Annotated in this window: 18 protein-coding genes and 1 tRNA gene; 2 read left to right on the plus strand and 17 right to left on the minus strand. The window is 44.7% G+C overall.

From position 1 onward, the window contains the following. Positions 1-77 precede the first annotated feature (77 nt). The 3 genes from HMPREF3201_RS01435 to HMPREF3201_RS01445 form a co-directional block, all read right to left on the minus strand. Positions 78-168: transfer RNA gene (locus tag HMPREF3201_RS01435), tRNA-Ser, on the minus strand. A gap of 69 nt (positions 169-237) precedes the next feature. After that, positions 238-537 (minus strand): MTH1187 family thiamine-binding protein, encoded by a 300-nt coding sequence (locus HMPREF3201_RS01440; protein ID WP_062411397.1) that lies wholly within the window; start codon positions 535-537, stop codon positions 238-240. 3 nt (positions 538-540) lie between these two features. After that, complete coding sequence (locus tag HMPREF3201_RS01445; protein ID WP_062411398.1) at positions 541-1,374, minus strand: hydroxyethylthiazole kinase; 834 nt, start codon at positions 1,372-1,374, stop codon at positions 541-543. A gap of 434 nt (positions 1,375-1,808) precedes the next feature. On the opposite strand from HMPREF3201_RS01445, the gene HMPREF3201_RS11600 reads away from it, so the two are divergent. Beyond that, a complete protein-coding gene (locus HMPREF3201_RS11600) occupies positions 1,809-3,596 on the plus strand; it encodes a DUF4037 domain-containing protein (protein WP_062411399.1) in 1,788 nt (595 codons plus the stop codon). A 12-nt stretch (positions 3,597-3,608) separates the two neighbouring features. Continuing rightward, entirely contained in the window at positions 3,609-4,205 is a 597-nt protein-coding gene (locus tag HMPREF3201_RS01455; RefSeq protein ID WP_062411400.1) for a DUF4125 family protein, read from the plus strand. Positions 4,206-4,326: 121 nt separating this feature from the next. Here the strand turns inward: HMPREF3201_RS01455 and HMPREF3201_RS01460 are convergent, their stop codons facing one another. The 14 genes from HMPREF3201_RS01460 to HMPREF3201_RS01525 form a co-directional block, all read right to left on the minus strand. Then, the gene (locus HMPREF3201_RS01460; RefSeq protein ID WP_062411401.1) at positions 4,327-5,451 is read right to left on the minus strand and encodes a 1-propanol dehydrogenase PduQ; all 1,125 of its coding nucleotides are present in this window, start codon (positions 5,449-5,451) and stop codon (positions 4,327-4,329) included. A gap of 15 nt (positions 5,452-5,466) precedes the next feature. After that, positions 5,467-6,900, minus strand: coding sequence for an aldehyde dehydrogenase family protein (locus HMPREF3201_RS01465; protein ID WP_154254685.1), 1,434 nt, complete (start codon positions 6,898-6,900; stop codon positions 5,467-5,469). Between the two features lie 15 nt (positions 6,901-6,915). Beyond that, complete coding sequence (gene eutJ, locus HMPREF3201_RS01470) at positions 6,916-7,725, minus strand: ethanolamine utilization protein EutJ (RefSeq protein ID WP_062411402.1); 810 nt, start codon at positions 7,723-7,725, stop codon at positions 6,916-6,918. Between the two features lie 13 nt (positions 7,726-7,738). Beyond that, positions 7,739-8,374 (minus strand): phosphate propanoyltransferase, encoded by a 636-nt coding sequence (gene pduL, locus HMPREF3201_RS01475; RefSeq protein ID WP_062411403.1) that lies wholly within the window; start codon positions 8,372-8,374, stop codon positions 7,739-7,741. Positions 8,375-8,394: 20 nt separating this feature from the next. Then, a complete protein-coding gene (gene pduA / locus HMPREF3201_RS01480) occupies positions 8,395-8,697 on the minus strand; it encodes a propanediol utilization microcompartment protein PduA (protein WP_062411404.1) in 303 nt (100 codons plus the stop codon). Between the two features lie 13 nt (positions 8,698-8,710). After that, the gene (locus tag HMPREF3201_RS01485; protein WP_062411405.1) at positions 8,711-8,971 is read right to left on the minus strand and encodes a EutN/CcmL family microcompartment protein; all 261 of its coding nucleotides are present in this window, start codon (positions 8,969-8,971) and stop codon (positions 8,711-8,713) included. A gap of 51 nt (positions 8,972-9,022) precedes the next feature. Next, on the minus strand, positions 9,023-9,523 hold the full coding sequence (locus tag HMPREF3201_RS11295; protein WP_072271989.1) for a BMC domain-containing protein: 501 nt from the start codon (positions 9,521-9,523) through the stop codon (positions 9,023-9,025). A 20-nt stretch (positions 9,524-9,543) separates the two neighbouring features. Then, positions 9,544-10,278, minus strand: coding sequence for a hypothetical protein (locus HMPREF3201_RS01495; protein ID WP_062411406.1), 735 nt, complete (start codon positions 10,276-10,278; stop codon positions 9,544-9,546). Positions 10,279-10,292: 14 nt separating this feature from the next. Further along, positions 10,293-10,571, minus strand: a complete 279-nt coding sequence (gene pduA, locus HMPREF3201_RS01500; protein WP_062411407.1) for a propanediol utilization microcompartment protein PduA — start codon at positions 10,569-10,571, stop codon at positions 10,293-10,295. A 27-nt stretch (positions 10,572-10,598) separates the two neighbouring features. Further along, positions 10,599-11,417 carry a propanediol utilization microcompartment protein PduB gene (gene pduB / locus HMPREF3201_RS01505; RefSeq protein WP_062411408.1) on the minus strand — a complete coding sequence of 273 codons (819 nt, stop codon included), beginning with the start codon at positions 11,415-11,417 and terminating at the stop codon, positions 10,599-10,601. Between the two features lie 11 nt (positions 11,418-11,428). Next, on the minus strand, positions 11,429-12,370 hold the full coding sequence (locus HMPREF3201_RS01510) for a glycyl-radical enzyme activating protein (protein ID WP_062411409.1): 942 nt from the start codon (positions 12,368-12,370) through the stop codon (positions 11,429-11,431). A 29-nt stretch (positions 12,371-12,399) separates the two neighbouring features. Continuing rightward, positions 12,400-14,994 carry a glycyl radical protein gene (locus tag HMPREF3201_RS01515; protein WP_062411412.1) on the minus strand — a complete coding sequence of 865 codons (2,595 nt, stop codon included), beginning with the start codon at positions 14,992-14,994 and terminating at the stop codon, positions 12,400-12,402. A gap of 261 nt (positions 14,995-15,255) precedes the next feature. Next, positions 15,256-16,428 carry a methionine adenosyltransferase gene (gene metK / locus HMPREF3201_RS01520; protein WP_154254682.1) on the minus strand — a complete coding sequence of 391 codons (1,173 nt, stop codon included), beginning with the start codon at positions 16,426-16,428 and terminating at the stop codon, positions 15,256-15,258. A gap of 24 nt (positions 16,429-16,452) precedes the next feature. Further along, complete coding sequence (locus HMPREF3201_RS01525) at positions 16,453-17,358, minus strand: PocR ligand-binding domain-containing protein (protein WP_229021059.1); 906 nt, start codon at positions 17,356-17,358, stop codon at positions 16,453-16,455. Positions 17,359-17,772: the final 414 nt, after the last annotated feature.

Consider the following 17,772-nt stretch of genomic DNA (forward strand, 5'->3'; position numbering starts at 1 on the left):
TTGCCAGCTCAACAGGGTAAACCCCATACAAAAAAAGAGCACTCAGGAAAATCCTGAGTGCTCTTTATCCAGTAATCTGGCGGAGTGAGAGAGATTCGAACTCTCGCAGGCCTTGCGACCTCTAACGATTTAGCAAACCGTCCTCTTCAGCCTCTTGAGTATCACTCCATGCGTCAACTGACTATATTAGTTTACTACAACGAGAAGTGATTGTCAAGGCTGATGTCTTATAAAACACTATTTTTCTAAAATGCGTTCTACCGATTCTACTTTAGCATCCATCATGTTCGTATAACCGGGTCGGATATCGGCTTTCATGATGACTTCCGTACGAATTCCCTGGTCCGTTAAATACTGCGTCGCTTTTTTGACGACAGCCATGACGTCATCCCATTCGCCTTCAATTTCCGTAAACATCGAATTCGTCCGGTTCGAAAGGCCTGACGCACGAATGATTTTAACGATTTCAGCGACATACGGGGCAAATTCATCTCCCGTACCGCACGGTGCAATGCAAAGGGCCACTAATGTATTCATAGTTTATACCTCCTCAACAGTAAAGGGATTTTGTGCAATATCGTCAGGTGTCGCAACATAGAGCTCATCGATAAAAGCAGATTGGAAGGAACCAGTCCCTTTTACGTAAGCAGCAGCTCGTTTGCCAGCCAGATTGTAGACAGCTGCCCCGGTAACGGCTGCAATAAAGGGGCTCGCCCCTGCCGCATAGACAGCCATGACGCCGCCAAGGGAGCATCCCGTCCCCGTAATAGAGGGCATCATAGCCGAGCCGCCTTTTGAAATGACGACTTGACGGCCATCGGTAATTAAATCGGCTTCCCCGGAAACAGCAACGGCGCCGCCCGTCCAATTAGCCAGGGCTATGGCCGCTGATTTTGCCGCGTATACGGCATCCGTCGAATCGACACCGCGCACATCAGACGTATGAGAACCGCCTTCTAAGCCCCAAAGCCCGGCTAAGGCGATGATTTCCGAAGCGTTGCCGCGAATGATTGACGGTTTATAAGGCTTACATTTCAGCAGCAAGTCCGTACGCATCTTTCCCATGCCGATGGCAACAGGATCGAGGACCCAAGGCTTTCCCCCGTCGTGAAGGGCCGCCGCCGTAAGGGGCAGGGTATCTTCGTATATAGGGAATAAAGTGCCTACGTTGATATACATCGCGGCTCCCACCGACGCCATGGCGACGCCTTCATCCGGTAAATAGACCATAGCGGCTGAGCCGCCGACAGCCAGCTGGGCGTTGGCAACGAAGTTAATCGTCACCGTGTTGGTAATCGACGGGGTCAGCGGATTCGACTCTTTAGCCAATTTAGCCGCTTGGGCGACGGCCGCAGATATTTCAGATTGAGTCATGTTATTACCACCTTTGTGATTTGCTATGTCTATTATAGCTTTTATGGACGGTAAAGTGAAGATGTTCAAAAAAGGCTCCTGCCGAAGATGGCGTCCGCTAAAAAAACTGTTTCCAAAAATGCCTAGCATGTGATTGCTATCAGCAATGATCCCTTTTGAGATACTTCATAACCATCAGAGTTTCACGAAATATATTCAGCGGATCTGCGCTAAACTGGCACGCTTTAAAAGCAGTCCCCGAACACAACAAGGGTCTATAGCCACTCTCCTAACGCCCTTCAAAAAGAGGGACCTTTCTCAAAACAAGGAAAGGGTAAAGATGGCTAAATAGTGCTAAATTTCGGGAAAGTGAGCCAGATTATGGCTTGTTTGTAAACACACCTTTACGTAAAATAAAATTATAGCCAACACGTCTACTAAAGGAGGCTTTCGATATGGATTCACTTTCTAATTTTTTTGCACGATTAGACGAACTTTATGCCGCTGGACGCCATGATGAAATCGAAGATTTTCTGCACCGCACGCTATCCAGACATCGAATATGCTGCGGCAGCCATGATACCATCTTTATCGCAGCCCTTAACGAATTGGGAACATATTACCGCGGCATTGGCCGTTATGAGGAATCCGCTAAGGCATTTGAAGAAGCTGGCTATGATATCCTCAGTTACGGTCAGAAAGACACCTCGGACTATGCAACTAATCGCATGAACTTGGCTGGAACGCTGCGTTTGCAAAAGAAATATAGTCAAGCTCTCGCCCTATATGAAGAAGCCCTAAATATCTGCCGCCGTCTTGACGGAGAGCAGAGTTATCATTATGCGGCAGCATTAAATAATATCGCTTTAGTTTATATAGATATGTCCCAATATGACAAAGCTTTGGCGACAGCACAAAAAGCCCTGGCTATCATCCGAAAGCTGCCGGGTGTTTTAGAAGAACAAGCTATTTCTCATATAAATTGCAGCACAGCCCATTATCACCTAGGTCAAAAAACAGCTGCCATTCAAGAAGCCGCAGAGGCATTGAGTTTATATGAAAAAATTCCAAAGAAAGGCATTCACTATGCCAATGCCCTAAATCTTCAGGCCGTACTCGCAATGGACGCCGGAAAATATGCTCAAGCCCATGAAAATTTTTTAAAATCGGCAGACTATATCAAAACCTTCTTAGGAAAAAATGAAGACTACCACAAAGCAATAGCCAATGCAGATAAAGCCGCTACTGCCATAGAACGAAAAAGCAAAAAAGATTCTCTCTCCTCAACCGCTAATGTAGCAGATAGAGACAAGACACAAGGCTTTGGATTGGCGCTGTGCCGTGACTACTATGAAACAATCGGCCAACCGACACTGCAAGCTCAATTCGCCTCGGTCTGGCATCGTATTGCCATTGGCCTTGTTGGAGAAGGATCTGAATGCCTTGGATTTGACGACGAATTATCGCGAGACCATGACTGGGGTCCATCATTCTGTATGTGGCTAACCAATGAAGACTATGCGACTTTTGGTCAAACGCTGCAAAAAGCCTATCTCGCCTTACCCAATGAATTCCGTGGATACCAGCGTCAAGAAACACAGGCCGGGAAAGGACGAACCGGCGTTTGGCGAATTTCTGATTTCTATCGTCATTTCATCGGTTTATCAAAAGCACCGGAAAATCTTGCTGAATGGATTCGTATTCCGGAATCCTTTCTGGCAAAAGCCACAAACGGTCAGGTATTTACCGATCCATTAGGACAATTTTCAACGATTCGCCACTCCCTTTTAACCTTTTATCCAGAAGATATACGTATAAAGAAAATAGCCTATTATGCTTGTCAAATGGCCCAAAGCGGTCAATATAATTATAAACGCAGCTTAGATCGTCACAATCCGGTTGCCGCCGCCTGTTCCCGTTATGAATTCATAAAAGCTGCGACAGCCATGACCTATATGCTCAATAAAAAATATATGCCCTTCTATAAATGGGCTCATCATGGATTACAGTATTTGCCGATTCTATCCGATATGTATGAAAAGATTACCGCATTGGCAACTACGGCAGACACCGCCATGGCGATTGCACGTATCGAAGAGATTTGCGAAATCATACGCACCGAATGGCGGCATCAAGGCCTGGCCACTGGAACAGACAGCTTCCTCCTAGCCTATGCCCCCATGCTCATATCTCATATTCAGAACGATACACTACGCCGACTACCTGCCTGGCAATTGTATTAAGGAGGCTTCGTTATGAAAAAAGACGAATTGATCCAACAAATTCTCGCCATAGAATGGCCCATGTTTCAAACGGTCCACAACTGGAAGGAACGTGCTGACTGTCAAGATGATGAACACACCTTTACAATTATGCGCCTAAGCCAGTTTGCAGCATGGGATGAATCGACATTAATGTCCTACTATAAAGACTTACGGGAAACCAAAAAGGATGGCCGTAACATCATGACGGAAAAATATGCCTACATGATGGCTAAGACACATCCAAATGAATTTGCCCTCATTCAAAACGATTTGCCGGCTGTAAGTATGGAAAAGCGGCAGTTAGCCCATATGATTCTTCGCCAACAACTGCATTGGATGACAGAAATAACCCGTTCTTACCCGAATATAAAAAGAAAAGGGCGCCCTTTGCGCCAGTTGGACGCAAGTGCCGGAGAAACATCCTTTGAAACCTATACCCTAGGTGAACTCCTAACCTATTCGCTGACCACGCTGCAATCACTATGGGCTCATATACAACAGTTGAAGCGGCTGGGGCGAAACTTGAATCTCGAAATACTCCAATACACGGCAGCCTTATACGGCTTTACGTCTATCGACGCATTATAAAACAAAAATAGGGTTATCACAGAAAATAGATTCCATCCTGTGATAACCCTATTTTTATCGAATTGTTTTATACAACCATCGCTTCAATGCTGGCTTATGGTATTTTCAAATACGGCACTTTTTAATATAGAGATTTAAACAATGCCATAAAATTTTGTTTGTCGACAGATCTTGGATTGTTCGGCAGGCATCGATCTTCCACGGCATTGGCTGCCATAATCGGGATTGCCTCTTCATAGATGTTTCGATCTACCCTTTCTTTCAATTCTCCAATACGACACGGCATACCCATATCAGAAATAAGTGCTTTAAGGACACCTTGAAGAATCGAAACGGCTTGTTGGGACGACAAATCCCTCGACGCCAAACCCAATTTATAAGCAAGATCGGCATATTTTTCAGCCGTTCTTTCATCATGACTATTATAAGCAATTCCGGCTGGCAAGGCGATGGCACACGCCAATCCATGAGGAATATGATACATTCCGCCTAGTTGATGGGCTATGCTGTGGACGACACCGAGTCCCCCGATATTAAAGGCTATGCCGGCCATGTTGGACGCTTTAGACATGGCTTCCCTAGCTGCCATATTGGCCCCATAATGATAGCACCGAGGCAGATAATTTAAAGCCAATTCAATCGCTTTACAAGCAATGGCATCCGTAAACTCAGTCGCACCCTTAGCGACATAGGCTTCAAGTCCATGAGTCAAGACATCAAATCCGGTATTGGCCGTAATCGAAGCCGGAACAGACAGCGTTAACTGCGGATCTAAAATGGCAATATCTGCATACATGCTGTCATCAATAAGTGCAATTTTCCGCTTCTCTTCAGCATCCGTAATAACCGCAAAAGAAGTCATTTCTGATCCCGTTCCACTGGTAGTCGGCACTACGATGAAGACAGGATCCTGTGCAAAAGAATGGGCATCACCGGCAAAATAAATAACCCCTTTTGCAGTATCAATGGCAGCCCCTCCGCCAAAAGCAACGAACACCGTAGGCTGAAAGGAAATAGCCGCAGCCAATGCTTTCGCTACGTCATTTACGTTAGGATCCGGTGAAGCATCATCAAAAATCTGAATGGTATTAGACGGTGCAAGATGACGAGTTAAGCAATCGATGGTACCTGATTGTGTCAAAAATTTGTCGCATAAGACGAAGATCCGCTCCGATGTATAGATGTTAAAGGCTTCCAAGGCGTTTTGGCCGGATATAACTTTCGTTGCAATTTGACAGATATCCATAACCCTTATCACTCCTCAACGAATATTAAACATGTCCTTGAGCACACATTCACGAAGGCGGCAGAATGATTTAGGGCTGGTAAGTCCTTCACCCGTTGGACCTGCAATCGTGAAAGTAGGATACCCTTGTCCACCAATACCCAGACCTGCATAAGACGGCCCGTTTTTAACAAAAATAGTGGTTTCCATGAGCTTGGCCATCTTGCTCAACTTCGCAATATTGGTTGAATGCATCATAGCGCTGTGGCGATTGCCGTGTTCGGCTTTATAAGCCCATTCAATAGCCTGATCTACATTGTCGCAGCGAACTAAAGGTAAAATAGGCATCAGCATTTCGTTCTGGACAAAAGGATGATTATTCGCAACTTCCATGATAATTAACTTCTTCGTATCTTCGACTTCGATCCCGATGTGATGCAAAATATATTTAGCGGATTTACCGACAAATTCGACTTTCGGTCCCGTTCCCTTTTCATTCGCTACGAGTTTCCATAACCGTTCAATCGTATCGGCATCGGTGATTTCATATGCACCTGCACCTTTCATATTGATGCGCAGGTAATCAAAGATAGAGTCAACGGCAAAGACTTCTTTTTCGGCGATACACGGTACATTGTTATCAAAAGAGCTGCCATCGACGATATCTTTAGCCGCCTTTTCTATATTTGCCGTTTCATCGACAACAACAGGAGGGTTCCCCGGGCCGGCACCAATCGCTTTCTTACCAGAAGACAAGACCTTCTTAACGATTCCGGGGCCGCCGGTGGCAACAACCATACGGACTTTAGGATTATGAATCATTTCATCCGTTGCCTCAATAGAAGGTTCCCGTACCATGGTAATCATGTTCAGCGGAGCCCCTGCTTCATATAACGCTTTATTAAGGAGTTGTACGAGAAAAACAGATGTTTTCTTAGCCCGTGGGTGCGGACTGAAAACGACCGTATTACCGCCGGCAATCATCCCAATAGAATTATTAATAATGGTTTCCGTCGGATTCGTGGTCGGTGTAATAGCTCCGATGACGCCAAAGGGGCTGTATTCGAACAAAACTAACCCATGTTCACCGGTACGGGCATCGGTTCTTAAGTCTTCAATGCCCGGCGTATACCGAGCTGCCGCCGTATTTTTAATAACCTTATCTTCATAACGGCCAATTTCGGTTTCTTCAACAGCCATACGCGACATCATCTGCATATTCGTTTTATCTAAGCAGGTTTTACGAATCACATCCACCCATTTCTGTCGTTGCGATGGCGACTGAAAGAGAAGCATGTGTTGAGCGGATTCCGATGCATTGATAGCATCCGACATCGTCGTAAACACGCCATATTCATCAGGTACGTCCGAAATATCCGATACGACCGGTTGATTCCCTTCTTTTTGCAACTGTCGTACTGCCTGAGCAACTAACTGCTGCAGAACGACAGGATCTATGGTTGTACTCATATTATGTACCTCCGTTTATTGATTCACTGCAATTCCCAATGGTGTTACGAACAGACAATCATTCGGTTTATGTACCGGAATATGCAGAGTTTTTTCAAAGACATTTTCAAATTCGCTAAAGCAACAAGCTCCACCGACAAGATAAATATTTTTTACTTCATATTCATTCACAAAAGACTTTACAATAGACGCCATTTTTTCAACTACGGGATAAATAATAGGAAAGACAAGAGATTCTTTAGACCTGTCTATCTTTAACTTTTCTGCAGCCAGCTGATCGATTCCATAATAACCGGCTAAGACTAATGTCATATGCGTTCCGCCCGTGGCTTCATCGGCGGTATAAATAACTTTATTGTCATTTAATATGCTGATCCCCGTCGTACCGCCGCCAATATCAACGACGGCTCCATCGTGAATGTCCAGCACGGTCGCTGCGGCTGTCGGCTCATCCATAACCTTAATGACAGATAAGTCAGCACCTTCGACACAATTGACAATGCAGCGAGTATTTCCTTCTAGAATACCTGGTGGAATCGCTGTCGCTGCCTGAGTTAATTCAACGCCTAGTTTTGCTTCTAATGTCGACTTTAATTTTTTCAAGGCCTGTATCGCGCCAACATAATCAACGACAATGCCGTCACGAACAACAGTGGAATGAACAGACATTCCAGCCACTGGACGATTGTCCTGATCAACCACAGCCATCACAATATTAGCGGTTCCTAAATCAACCCCAACCTTAAGAGGTCCTTCGAAGGGGTGAACCTCCCCAGAGGAAACTAAAGAAGCAAAATCAGCTAGTTCTTTGTTTTCAATAATCATATCGTCCTCCTTGTCATTCAGGACAAATCATGACATAATCACGATTGCTCAAAGAACAGGCATTTGCCTCATCGACGTCAATATGCATTTCTAAACCAGCTGTATCCGATACACGAATGATGACATCGCCTAGAACCCCCTGGCGTTCACCAAACGTTTTGACATTGACAACTTGTCCATCTCGCAAATGACGTGCCCGTGCTTGGGCTGGGGTCATATGGATATGCCGTGCGGCAATAATGACACCGCAAGACAGTTCAACGGTCCCTTTGGGGCCAATAAGGGTTATTCCAGGAGTCCCTTGAAGATGGCCTGATAAGGTAATGGGGGCTTTTATACCTAAGCGAAAACTATCGGTCTTACTAATTTCCACCTGACTTTGTTTACGGACAGGTCCCAAGATCCGAACATGCTTAAATGTCCCTTTGGGCCCCTGTAAGGTTACCGTCTCATTTGCAGCAAACTGGCCAGGTTGACCCAGTTCACTCTTATGCGTTAACGCATACCCTTCACCGTATAGTATATCGAGATCTTCACGGCTGACATGAATGTGCCGATTGGATACTCCAATGGGTATACTAAAATTTTCATAATACTGGACACTTTCTAGAATCCTTTTAGTTAGTACTGTCACCATATCCTGACTCATAGCTTAAGCCCCCTATACGCTTATTCTTCTGCCGGAGTCGAAGGCTGTGACAAATGAGGAAGAATTTTTTCAACATCCGTATGCGGACGAGGAATTACATGGACCGACACAACTTCTCCGACAGCTTTGGCTGAAGCCGCTCCTGCATCAACAGCTGCCTTAACAGCTCCGACATCTCCACGAACCATAACGGTAACTAACCCCGATCCAATCTTTTCATAACCAATCAAGGAAACATTGGCCGCTTTAACCATGGAGTCAGCCGCTTCAATGGAACCGACAAGCCCTTTGGTTTCTACCATTCCGAGTGCTTCATTTGACATAATATACGCTCCTTTAATTTAAATTATCAATAATTCCAACAATAGCTAGGTCAATCGGCTTCAACCGCATCGTTTCTGCCGTTCTGGTAGCCGACCCACTGGCAACAAGAACGATCTCACCAATACCTGCACCGACATAATCCACAGCCACTTCTTCACTGCCGTAAGGAACACCGGAGCTCGATTCAAAGCGAACGATCATTAACTTACTGCCCACTAAGCCATCTTCTTTTTTTGTAGATACGACGGAGCCCGTCACTTTAGCTATTTTCATAAGTAATACCTTCTGTTTTTTATCATCAATACATTTCTACTCACAATATTTCTAATTCTGTTCAGACCCGGGACTCTTCACATCCTCCGGCTTCGAGGAAATAACGTCCGGTTCGTCGATACTAAGGGTTACACTTTCCTCTACCTTAACAGCCGGTTGTGGTTTTCGAGTTCGTCGAGGTCTCCTCGTCGTCCGTCTTGGCGGCGTCTTTTCTTTTTTCTCAGCAACAGCCTGAGGTTTTTCATCCATGTAAAAATTAGGCCGATTGTTTTCTCCAGTAGGAGCCTGAAAACATGTACCTAACGATTCATGGGGCCGGGCAATGATATCGCTTGATACAAAAGCCTTACAAAGAATTGCCTTAGCTGTACCGGCTTCTACGGCTGCACGGACAGCGCCGACATTACCATTCACTTTAACCGTCATCATGCCGTTGCCACGAGCAGCTTCCAATCCTAATAAAACGACATCAGCGGCTTTTACCATGCAGTCTGCCACTTCGATGGCACTGCTCAAGCCTCTGACCTCAATAAGGCCTAACGATTTTTCCACAACTCATCACCTGCCTTTCCTCAAGTCCTGCAAATATCGATGCCCCGGCGCAGGGCTTCATCCGAAGCATACGCAGTAACAATCGTATGTTTCCCGATAATCAAAGTGGTTCCTTCTTTATAGGAATATAAATCAGCTGCCGTTAAAACAGTATCATCACGAGCTACAGTTACTGTTTTTTCTTTTTCAATACCACCGGCAACGGTGTCGGCCGGCACCTCCAGATGTCCCGGAGGAAACTGTCGGCCGATAGTCACGTTATATTCAAGGAGTTGCCGGTAATACATTAAGATTCGCTGAACGTACGCATCTGGCTCATGGCCTGTAAATCTGGTCAATCCAGACAATTGTAAGTGGACAGCAGCTCCAGCCGAAAAACACCTTGCTAACCATTTTGTTGCAAATGTGTCTGCTATCCCCAGCGCCGCTTTCACAATGAAGTCTTGCGATGCAACAGGATATACCGTTAAACTATTGCCTAAGGACAACGATATGGATTGCGCCTCGCTAACTACCTTGGCAAAAGGACAGGAGGTTTCAATACTATGCCGTAACTGCTCTATTTTACGGTCTTCAACGATAACAGTCACCGTTTCATTTGACGACAAAGAATGCAGAAAACTTGTACAGCGGCAATCGAAGGAATCTGCAAAGACGACGTATATCTGCCTTTTATCCTGATCCTGTTCGGCCAAGACTTTCCGGATGGCCCGTAAAATTAAATCCTGCAAAATTCGTTCTTTATCGCTTTCCATGTGGTTCCTTCCTATTAGTCAAGATGCGGAAGAATCTTTTCAACATCCGTGTGAGGCCGAGGAATTACATGGACGGAAACTACTTCCCCAACCATCTTTGCCGAAGCTGCCCCCGCATCGACGGCAGCTTTTACAGCGCCAACATCACCGCGGACCATAACGGTAACGAGTCCTGACCCGATTTTTTCATAACCGATCAGCGTTACATTCGCAGCTTTAACCATCGAGTCAGCTGCTTCAATCGAACCTACCAGTCCTTTTGTTTCTACCATACCTAATGCTTCATTTGTCATTATAATGCCCTCCTTTTGTTCTTCTTATTAAATATACGGTGTTGTCGTTGATTTAGGTTCATCGCCAAGAGCCCCTAACAATTTCTTACCTACTTCAATAGATGCCTTAACGGCTTGACGAACAGCTCCGGAATCCCCGCTGAAACATAAGATAACTTCGTTGGAGAAACTCGTGCCGCCATTCCCCGGCGACGAATAGCCGACAACTTCAACATTTGCTGCTTTAACAGCCGTATCGGCCAACACAACCCCGATGGCCGCCGGCCCTGCACAAGTCATGCCAAAGGCCTTCCCTAACTTAGCGCCTAACGCTTTTTCCAGGCAATAGCTTGCCCGTGCCGAATACTGGAATTCCAAATGGCCGGCCTCATTGCCATACACATCCCCAAAATACTTCGGTAATACCTGCAAAGCCGTTTCAACGGCCCGCCGAGCATCTGATACATCTTCTGCTCCAATTAAAATAAGCGATCCATGGCCGGCTCCACCTTTCGTATCTCGAGGTAATTCTACAGAAATAATTTCTGTATTGGTCGCTTTTACGGCATCATCAACAGCCATAATTTGCGGACCTGCTCCAGTACGACCGCCAATGATACCGATCGAACGGAATTTACCAAGTTTCATCGAATCTTTAAGCATGGGGTCTACACTGGCAATAACCAAACCAATCGTATCTCCCGTAGAGGTTCCAACAAATTCCGTCTGACCCAAAGCCTTGCTGATACCTGTGGCATCGCCTTTCATGAGCGACTGTCCGGCTGGTTCCGATGCAGTCGATGCAGCCGTTGAACCCAGTTCTGCCTTAACCTGGTTCATGACTTTTTCTAATAATTTCTGATCCATAATAAACCTCCTCATGACTCATCGCCTATACGGCAGCTTAACCCAGTCTGTTCGATAATAGGGCGATACTTTTCTAATTCTTCATTGCTAAGCGATTTAGCAGAAAGTCGATTCATTTTATATTCAATTCCCATCATGCGATACTTGTTTTCCCCCAAAGAGTGGTAGGGGAGCAGGTGAATGTAACGAACGTTTCCTAAAGATGCTGCAAATGCTGCAATGTCTCGGAGATCCTTCTCCGATGCATTAAATTTAGGAATGACAGGCACGCGAATGACTATCGGCGAAAAAGCACTGATTCTCCGAGCATTATTTAATATGAGCTCATTAGAAACACCGGTAAATAGCCGATGCTTTTCCGGATCCATATGCTTGATATCCATGAGAATATGATCGATATACGGCACGAGGTTGAGGTATGTTTCAGTTTCTGCACACCCTTCCGTTTCGATAGCCGTATTCCAACCTTGAGCTTTGCAGGCCTTTAAAAGTTCCCCCGCAAAGTATGACTGCATCAGTGGATCCCCGCCGGATAAGGTAATTCCGCCGCCAGAGTGGCGGAAGGTAGATCGATCTTTTTTCAGGATCTCAATGAGTTCCCCAATGCGAATCGATCTGCCCTTCATAACCAACGCATCATTCGGGCAAACAGCAGCACAGTCTCCATTCCCGGTACAAGCCTGGTAATCGAACTGCCGCTGGCCATCTGGAGTAAATTTCACAGCATGGCTTTGACAAGCCGTTTCACACCGTTTGCAGAAAACACATTTCGCTGCGTTATATAGAACCACGGGACGGCGTCTCTGTGATTCTGGATTACTACACCACCAACAGGATAACGGACATCCTTTGAGAAAAACAATTGTCCGAATTCCAGGACCGTCATTTAGGGAAAAGCGCTGAATATCGAAGATATCGCCTTCTGCATTGTAATCAATGGTAATTTTCGACATCGTTCGGCCCCTTTCTCTTGCAGGTCACCTTAAAATTCAAACTCTGTACGATCAATAATGTTATCCTGTACTTCTTTAGCCAAGGAGATAAACTGTGCCGAATACCCAGCAACCCGAACGACCAAATCTTTATGCTGTTCCGGATTTTTCTGAGCTTCTACCAGTGTTGCCTTGTCAATGACATTGAACTGAACGTGCATGCCCTTATTATCAAAGTATGCCCGGCACAGTGCGGCAAAACGCTTCAGCCCTTCATCACCTGCAAGCGCTGCGGGATTAAATTTCTGATTGTACAGCGTCCCGTTAGAGAATGTTTCATGTTCTAACTTAGCAACCGACATAACAGCGGCTGTCGGGCCATTGGTATCACAACCTGCACGCGGCGATACGCCATCAGCAAGCGGGGTCCAAGCCAATCGGCCATCCGGAAGAGGCGCAACATCTTTACCAAAAAGAACGTTTGCCGATACGGGGTAACAACCGGCTTGGAACTGGCCGCCGCGAGGATTCTTATATTTCTGTACTTCGCGAGCATAAATCTGCCCCGCTTCGCGAGTAATAATATCGACGACGTCATCATCATTCCCAAACCAAGTCGTGTTTTCCATAATTCGTTTGATTTGCTGATACCGACCCATATCGCCACTAACTTCTGCCGTCGGAGCCGTCGGTGTCGTCGAAGTCCCCTGAAGATTCTTTTGCAATTCGTTAATGTCGATACTCCCTTTGGTAGATAAGATTCGTTTAACGGCTTCATAAATTTGACGTTCATCCAAATCCTTCAACGCTGACGATTCCCCGGCAGCACAACATCCCTGGCCAAACCAAGTTGCAAGCTTTCCAGTTTCATCAGGATAGCCAAAGTTATGATCCATAGCCGCCTGCAGTTCTTCCATCGTGACTTCGCCTTTTTCAAAGACATGCTTCTGGATCGCCATGAACGAATCGCCATTATCAGCTACGCCAAAGGCTTGAGGACCGGTGAAGTTGTAAATGGCCCCGCCTTCCTGCATGGATTTACCGCGGCCTAAACAATCGTCGACAAGGGCCGATTCAAATGGCAGCGGTGCCCGTTCAGCATGGGCATAATCGACAGCGTTATCCGCTTCAACTAACAGTTTAACGAAGTATTCCATCTGTGTCTTATAGGCCTGCACTAAGTCGCTGAGGTTTTTGAAGTCTTTCATTTCACCCGTTTTAGGTCCGAGCTGAATCTGACCATTACGGCCATTATGCAAGGTAATATCTAATACTTTTGCGATGTTAAAGAATGCCGCATCGTGCCAGCCTTCCGTCTTATGAGGTACTTGCGGTTCAACACAACCGATAATACAATAGTTACGAGCATCTTTTAATGGGATGCCTCTGTTCATCATAGCCGGAATGATGACTTCATCATTATACATAGCCGGATAGCCTAACCCTAAACGAACGAGTTCACAAGCTCTGTACAGGAATTCATCGGGCGTCCGGTTCGAATATCGGATAGAAAACGACGGAGCCGCCATCGCCACGTGAGCCGCTGCATCAATCATCATATACGATAACGGATTCGTAGCATCAACACCGTCTTCATCCTGGCCGCCGCATTGAATATTTTGGAAAATAGCATAACCGGCAAAAGCCTGATCGGAGATGGCGTCACGGGTTTTATTGAGATCATTGAATTTAATCCAAACATTATCCAATAATTCTTGTGCAAAATCATGACTGATCGTGGTATCTTGTTCCAGGTAAGGATACATGTATTGATCAAAACGACCCGGAGAAATAGAATGACCGCTCGATTCAATTTGCAAAATCAGTTGGACAAACCAAAAAGATTGAAGGGCTTCCCACCATGTTCTTGCCGGATATTCCGGTACACGACGACAATTAGCAGCTATCTTCCGCAATTCATCCTGACGTGTTTGATCGCTTTCTTGAGCTGCAAGTTGTTCACATAAATCAGCATAACGATGCGCATAAGCAATCGCAGCCTTGTAGGTAATGATAACGGCGTTATAGAAGTCGCGCTTCTTAATATCTTCTGGCGAAGCACCACTCAGTTTTGCTTTTTGCGCTTCGGCTTCCTGAATAATTCCGCTAAAACCTTCGCGCAGAACTTTTCCATAATCGACACAAACGTGTCCTACACCATTAAAATAATAGTTGCCGACAGTAAATACGCCATTAGACTGTGCATCAAGGCACGGCTGGGACATGTAACTTGTTGCTAAGTCACTCGTCGTCTTGCCCGGCCAATATAAGAATGCATTATGCAGTCGTTTTGCCGTATCTTTAGGAATTTCAAAGGGATCTGCCATACGCGTTGCCATGGTATCGAATTCCTTTTCTACCCAGTCAAAAGAATATTCCGGATAAATTTGGCAGCCGTGAACACCTACGGTCAAAGAACCAACAATCAGTTCATGATCCCGAATAGCAATAGGGATTTCTGTTAAAATCTTTTCAACAGCCTTGCTGCGGCGAAGGATGATAGGCAAGCCTTCTGTTTCCTTGTAAGAAGCAGTAACTAATTCAGCTCGATCGGCTTCAACGGTCGGTGTTGCATCATAAATGGCATCACGTAATGCCAAAATACGCTGGGTCGGATTGGTAAATCCTTTTGCTAATACATCCATCATACAAAACCTCCTCATAACTATAATGACGTTTTAACGTGCTATTTGATGTGCATTAAACGCTAAATCAATATGTAAAATGCGCAATTTGATATTTCTCGTAAATTATATCATCCCTAAATACAAAATATTTATCCTCCCCGATGTAAAATACCACTATTTGGATAAATCATAATAAAAATATGAAAAAGGGAACCAACCATCTATGGTTGGTTCCCTTTTTCTCAATTTATGAACTCCCATCAACTCAAAAGATGAGACTTATTTGACAGCATCCTGCAAGGCCTGGACTTTATCAAGCTGTTCCCAGACAAACCCTTCATGTTCTCTCCCAAAGTGGCCGTAAACAGCCGTCCTGCGAAACTGTGGCCGTCGTAAATCCAATAATTGAATAATATCATTTACACTGAACGAGAATACTTTCTCTACGGCCTCATAGATCCGGCAAGTATCGATATGCTCTGAACCAAAAGTTTGAATCTGAACCGCTTCCGGATAAATACTGCCGATAGCATAGGAGATAGCGACTTCACAGCGATCACAAAAACCAGCAGCAACAATATTCTTAGCGACATAGCGAGCCATATAGGCAGCACTGCGATCAACCTTGGTTCCATCCTTCCCGGAAAAGGCTCCTCCGCCATGTCTGGCGAGCGTTCCATAGGTATCAACCATAATTTTCCGCCCCGTCAAACCCGTATCGCCCACCGGTCCGCCAATGACGAATCGCCCAGTTGCATTGATATGGATTTTAGTATCCTCTTTCATCCAAGGTTTACAAATCGGATCAATGATCACTTGCCTCAATAGTTGGCGCAAAGACGCTTCGTCAATATCTTCATTGTGTTGTGCTGATACAATTAAACTCGAAAGACCTACTGGTCTGCCTTGATTATCAAACCGCATCGTAACCTGTGACTTACCATCAGGCCGTAAGTATTTTCCAAGGGATGTGTTATGCCGAGCGAAGTCTAACTTATGAACGAGACCTTGAGCCAGATTAACCGTAAGGGGCATATAATTTTCCGTTTCATTTGTGGCATACCCATACATGATTCCCTGGTCACCGCTGCCAACAAGATAATCATCGTCGCTGCCAATAACAACGCCTTGACGGATATCCTGCGATTGTTGGTGGATATTTGTAAAAACGAGGCATGAATCTGCCGTGAAACCAATGTCCGGATCGGTATAACCAATTTCTTCAATGACCTTTCTAGCGATATCGGTCACATCGACGGTTGCATTTGATGATACTTCTCCCGCTAAGGTCAGCACATTTCCCGATACGAAGGACTCAACCGCTACATGGGATAGCGGATCCTGATTCAAATAGGCATCCACAATGGCATCTGAAATCTGATCACAAATTTTATCGGGATGACCTTCCGTAACAGCCTCCGAAGTCAAATAAGTATAGTGACAATTGTCCATGTTACACATCCTCTCTATATACCATTATAATTTATATTTTTTTCGATACGCATGGGGTGTTTCGCCGGTATACTGCTTGAATATTCTACAAAAATAACTCGTATGGTGATACCCGAGACGGCGGCTGATGACATCAATCGATTCTCGAGATGAAGCCAGGAGTTTTTCGGCCTCCCAAACACGGCATTGATTGATATACTGCATTAAATTCAGGTTCATTTCCTGTTTAAAGAGTTTAGATAAATAGGACTCACTCAAAAAAACAGAATCGGCGATGGTTCGTAAGGATAAATTACAATTCAAATGCTCCTTGATATAGATGATCGTCTTACGAATTTCTGGACGCCTTATCTTCGACAGTTCTTCCGTTTGCCCTAAATCTTGTCCAATGATGGGCGTATCAAAATCTATCGACTCTGTTTTGGGGACATATGGAAAATAACAGTTAGTCAAGGTATGAATGACCCGTGACGCACTCATGATGTCCTCATAAGAATATTGCGGAACAGACTGAAAATATCTAAAGGCTTGTCGATCGGTCTGCCAGGGAGTCTGGGCCTGTAAATTAGGAATACGTACGTCCGATGATATCATTTGCCCCGATACAATAAAACCATTCAGTTGTCCCTCAAAAACAACGGGAATAGAAAAATCAACCAACCCGGCGTGACAACGATAAGGGCAGCAGCCATGCCGCTTAAAACTTTCCAGACCGCCATACAAATCGCATTGGTAACACTTATACCGAAATTCCGGAATACTTCTCATGAAGTGACAGAACTTTGTAAAATTATATTTTGAAGACCGTTCTTTCCCTTGAACATCTACATAAATGCAGGCGATCCCCGTCGCATTCGTATAGTCTTTCATAATGCTTTGCACCGTCTTTTTTACACGATCTTCTTTAGACACGGTAATAGCCATAATCATGTTCCTTTCTGAAGACCTCATAAATCGAGTGACAACAGTTATGATCACCACAGTTCTTGAAGTCCTTGAAAAACCTTTCTAGAAGATAATATTTGACCTAAATTTTACGTATTCCGATATATGTAATGATATGGTTTAATTATATCACCAATCAGTTGTATTTATAGTATATTTATTATAAACAGGACAAAATAGTATTATTTCATAGATTAATTAATATTTTTTTACAAAAAATTCCCAGGACTATTGCTTTAGAGATGGCCTGTCACAACATAACTTCGTCACTTCTATACCCTAAAAAAATGGTAACCCAGACATCCCTATAACGACCATCTCGTCGTCTTTAAGAGTATCTGCTAAAGATATATATATATATAATTAGATATACAAAAAAAGAAGCACTTCATTATCGAA

This window comes from Megasphaera sp. MJR8396C, assembly GCF_001546855.1.
Lineage (GTDB): Bacteria > Bacillota > Negativicutes > Veillonellales > Megasphaeraceae > Megasphaera.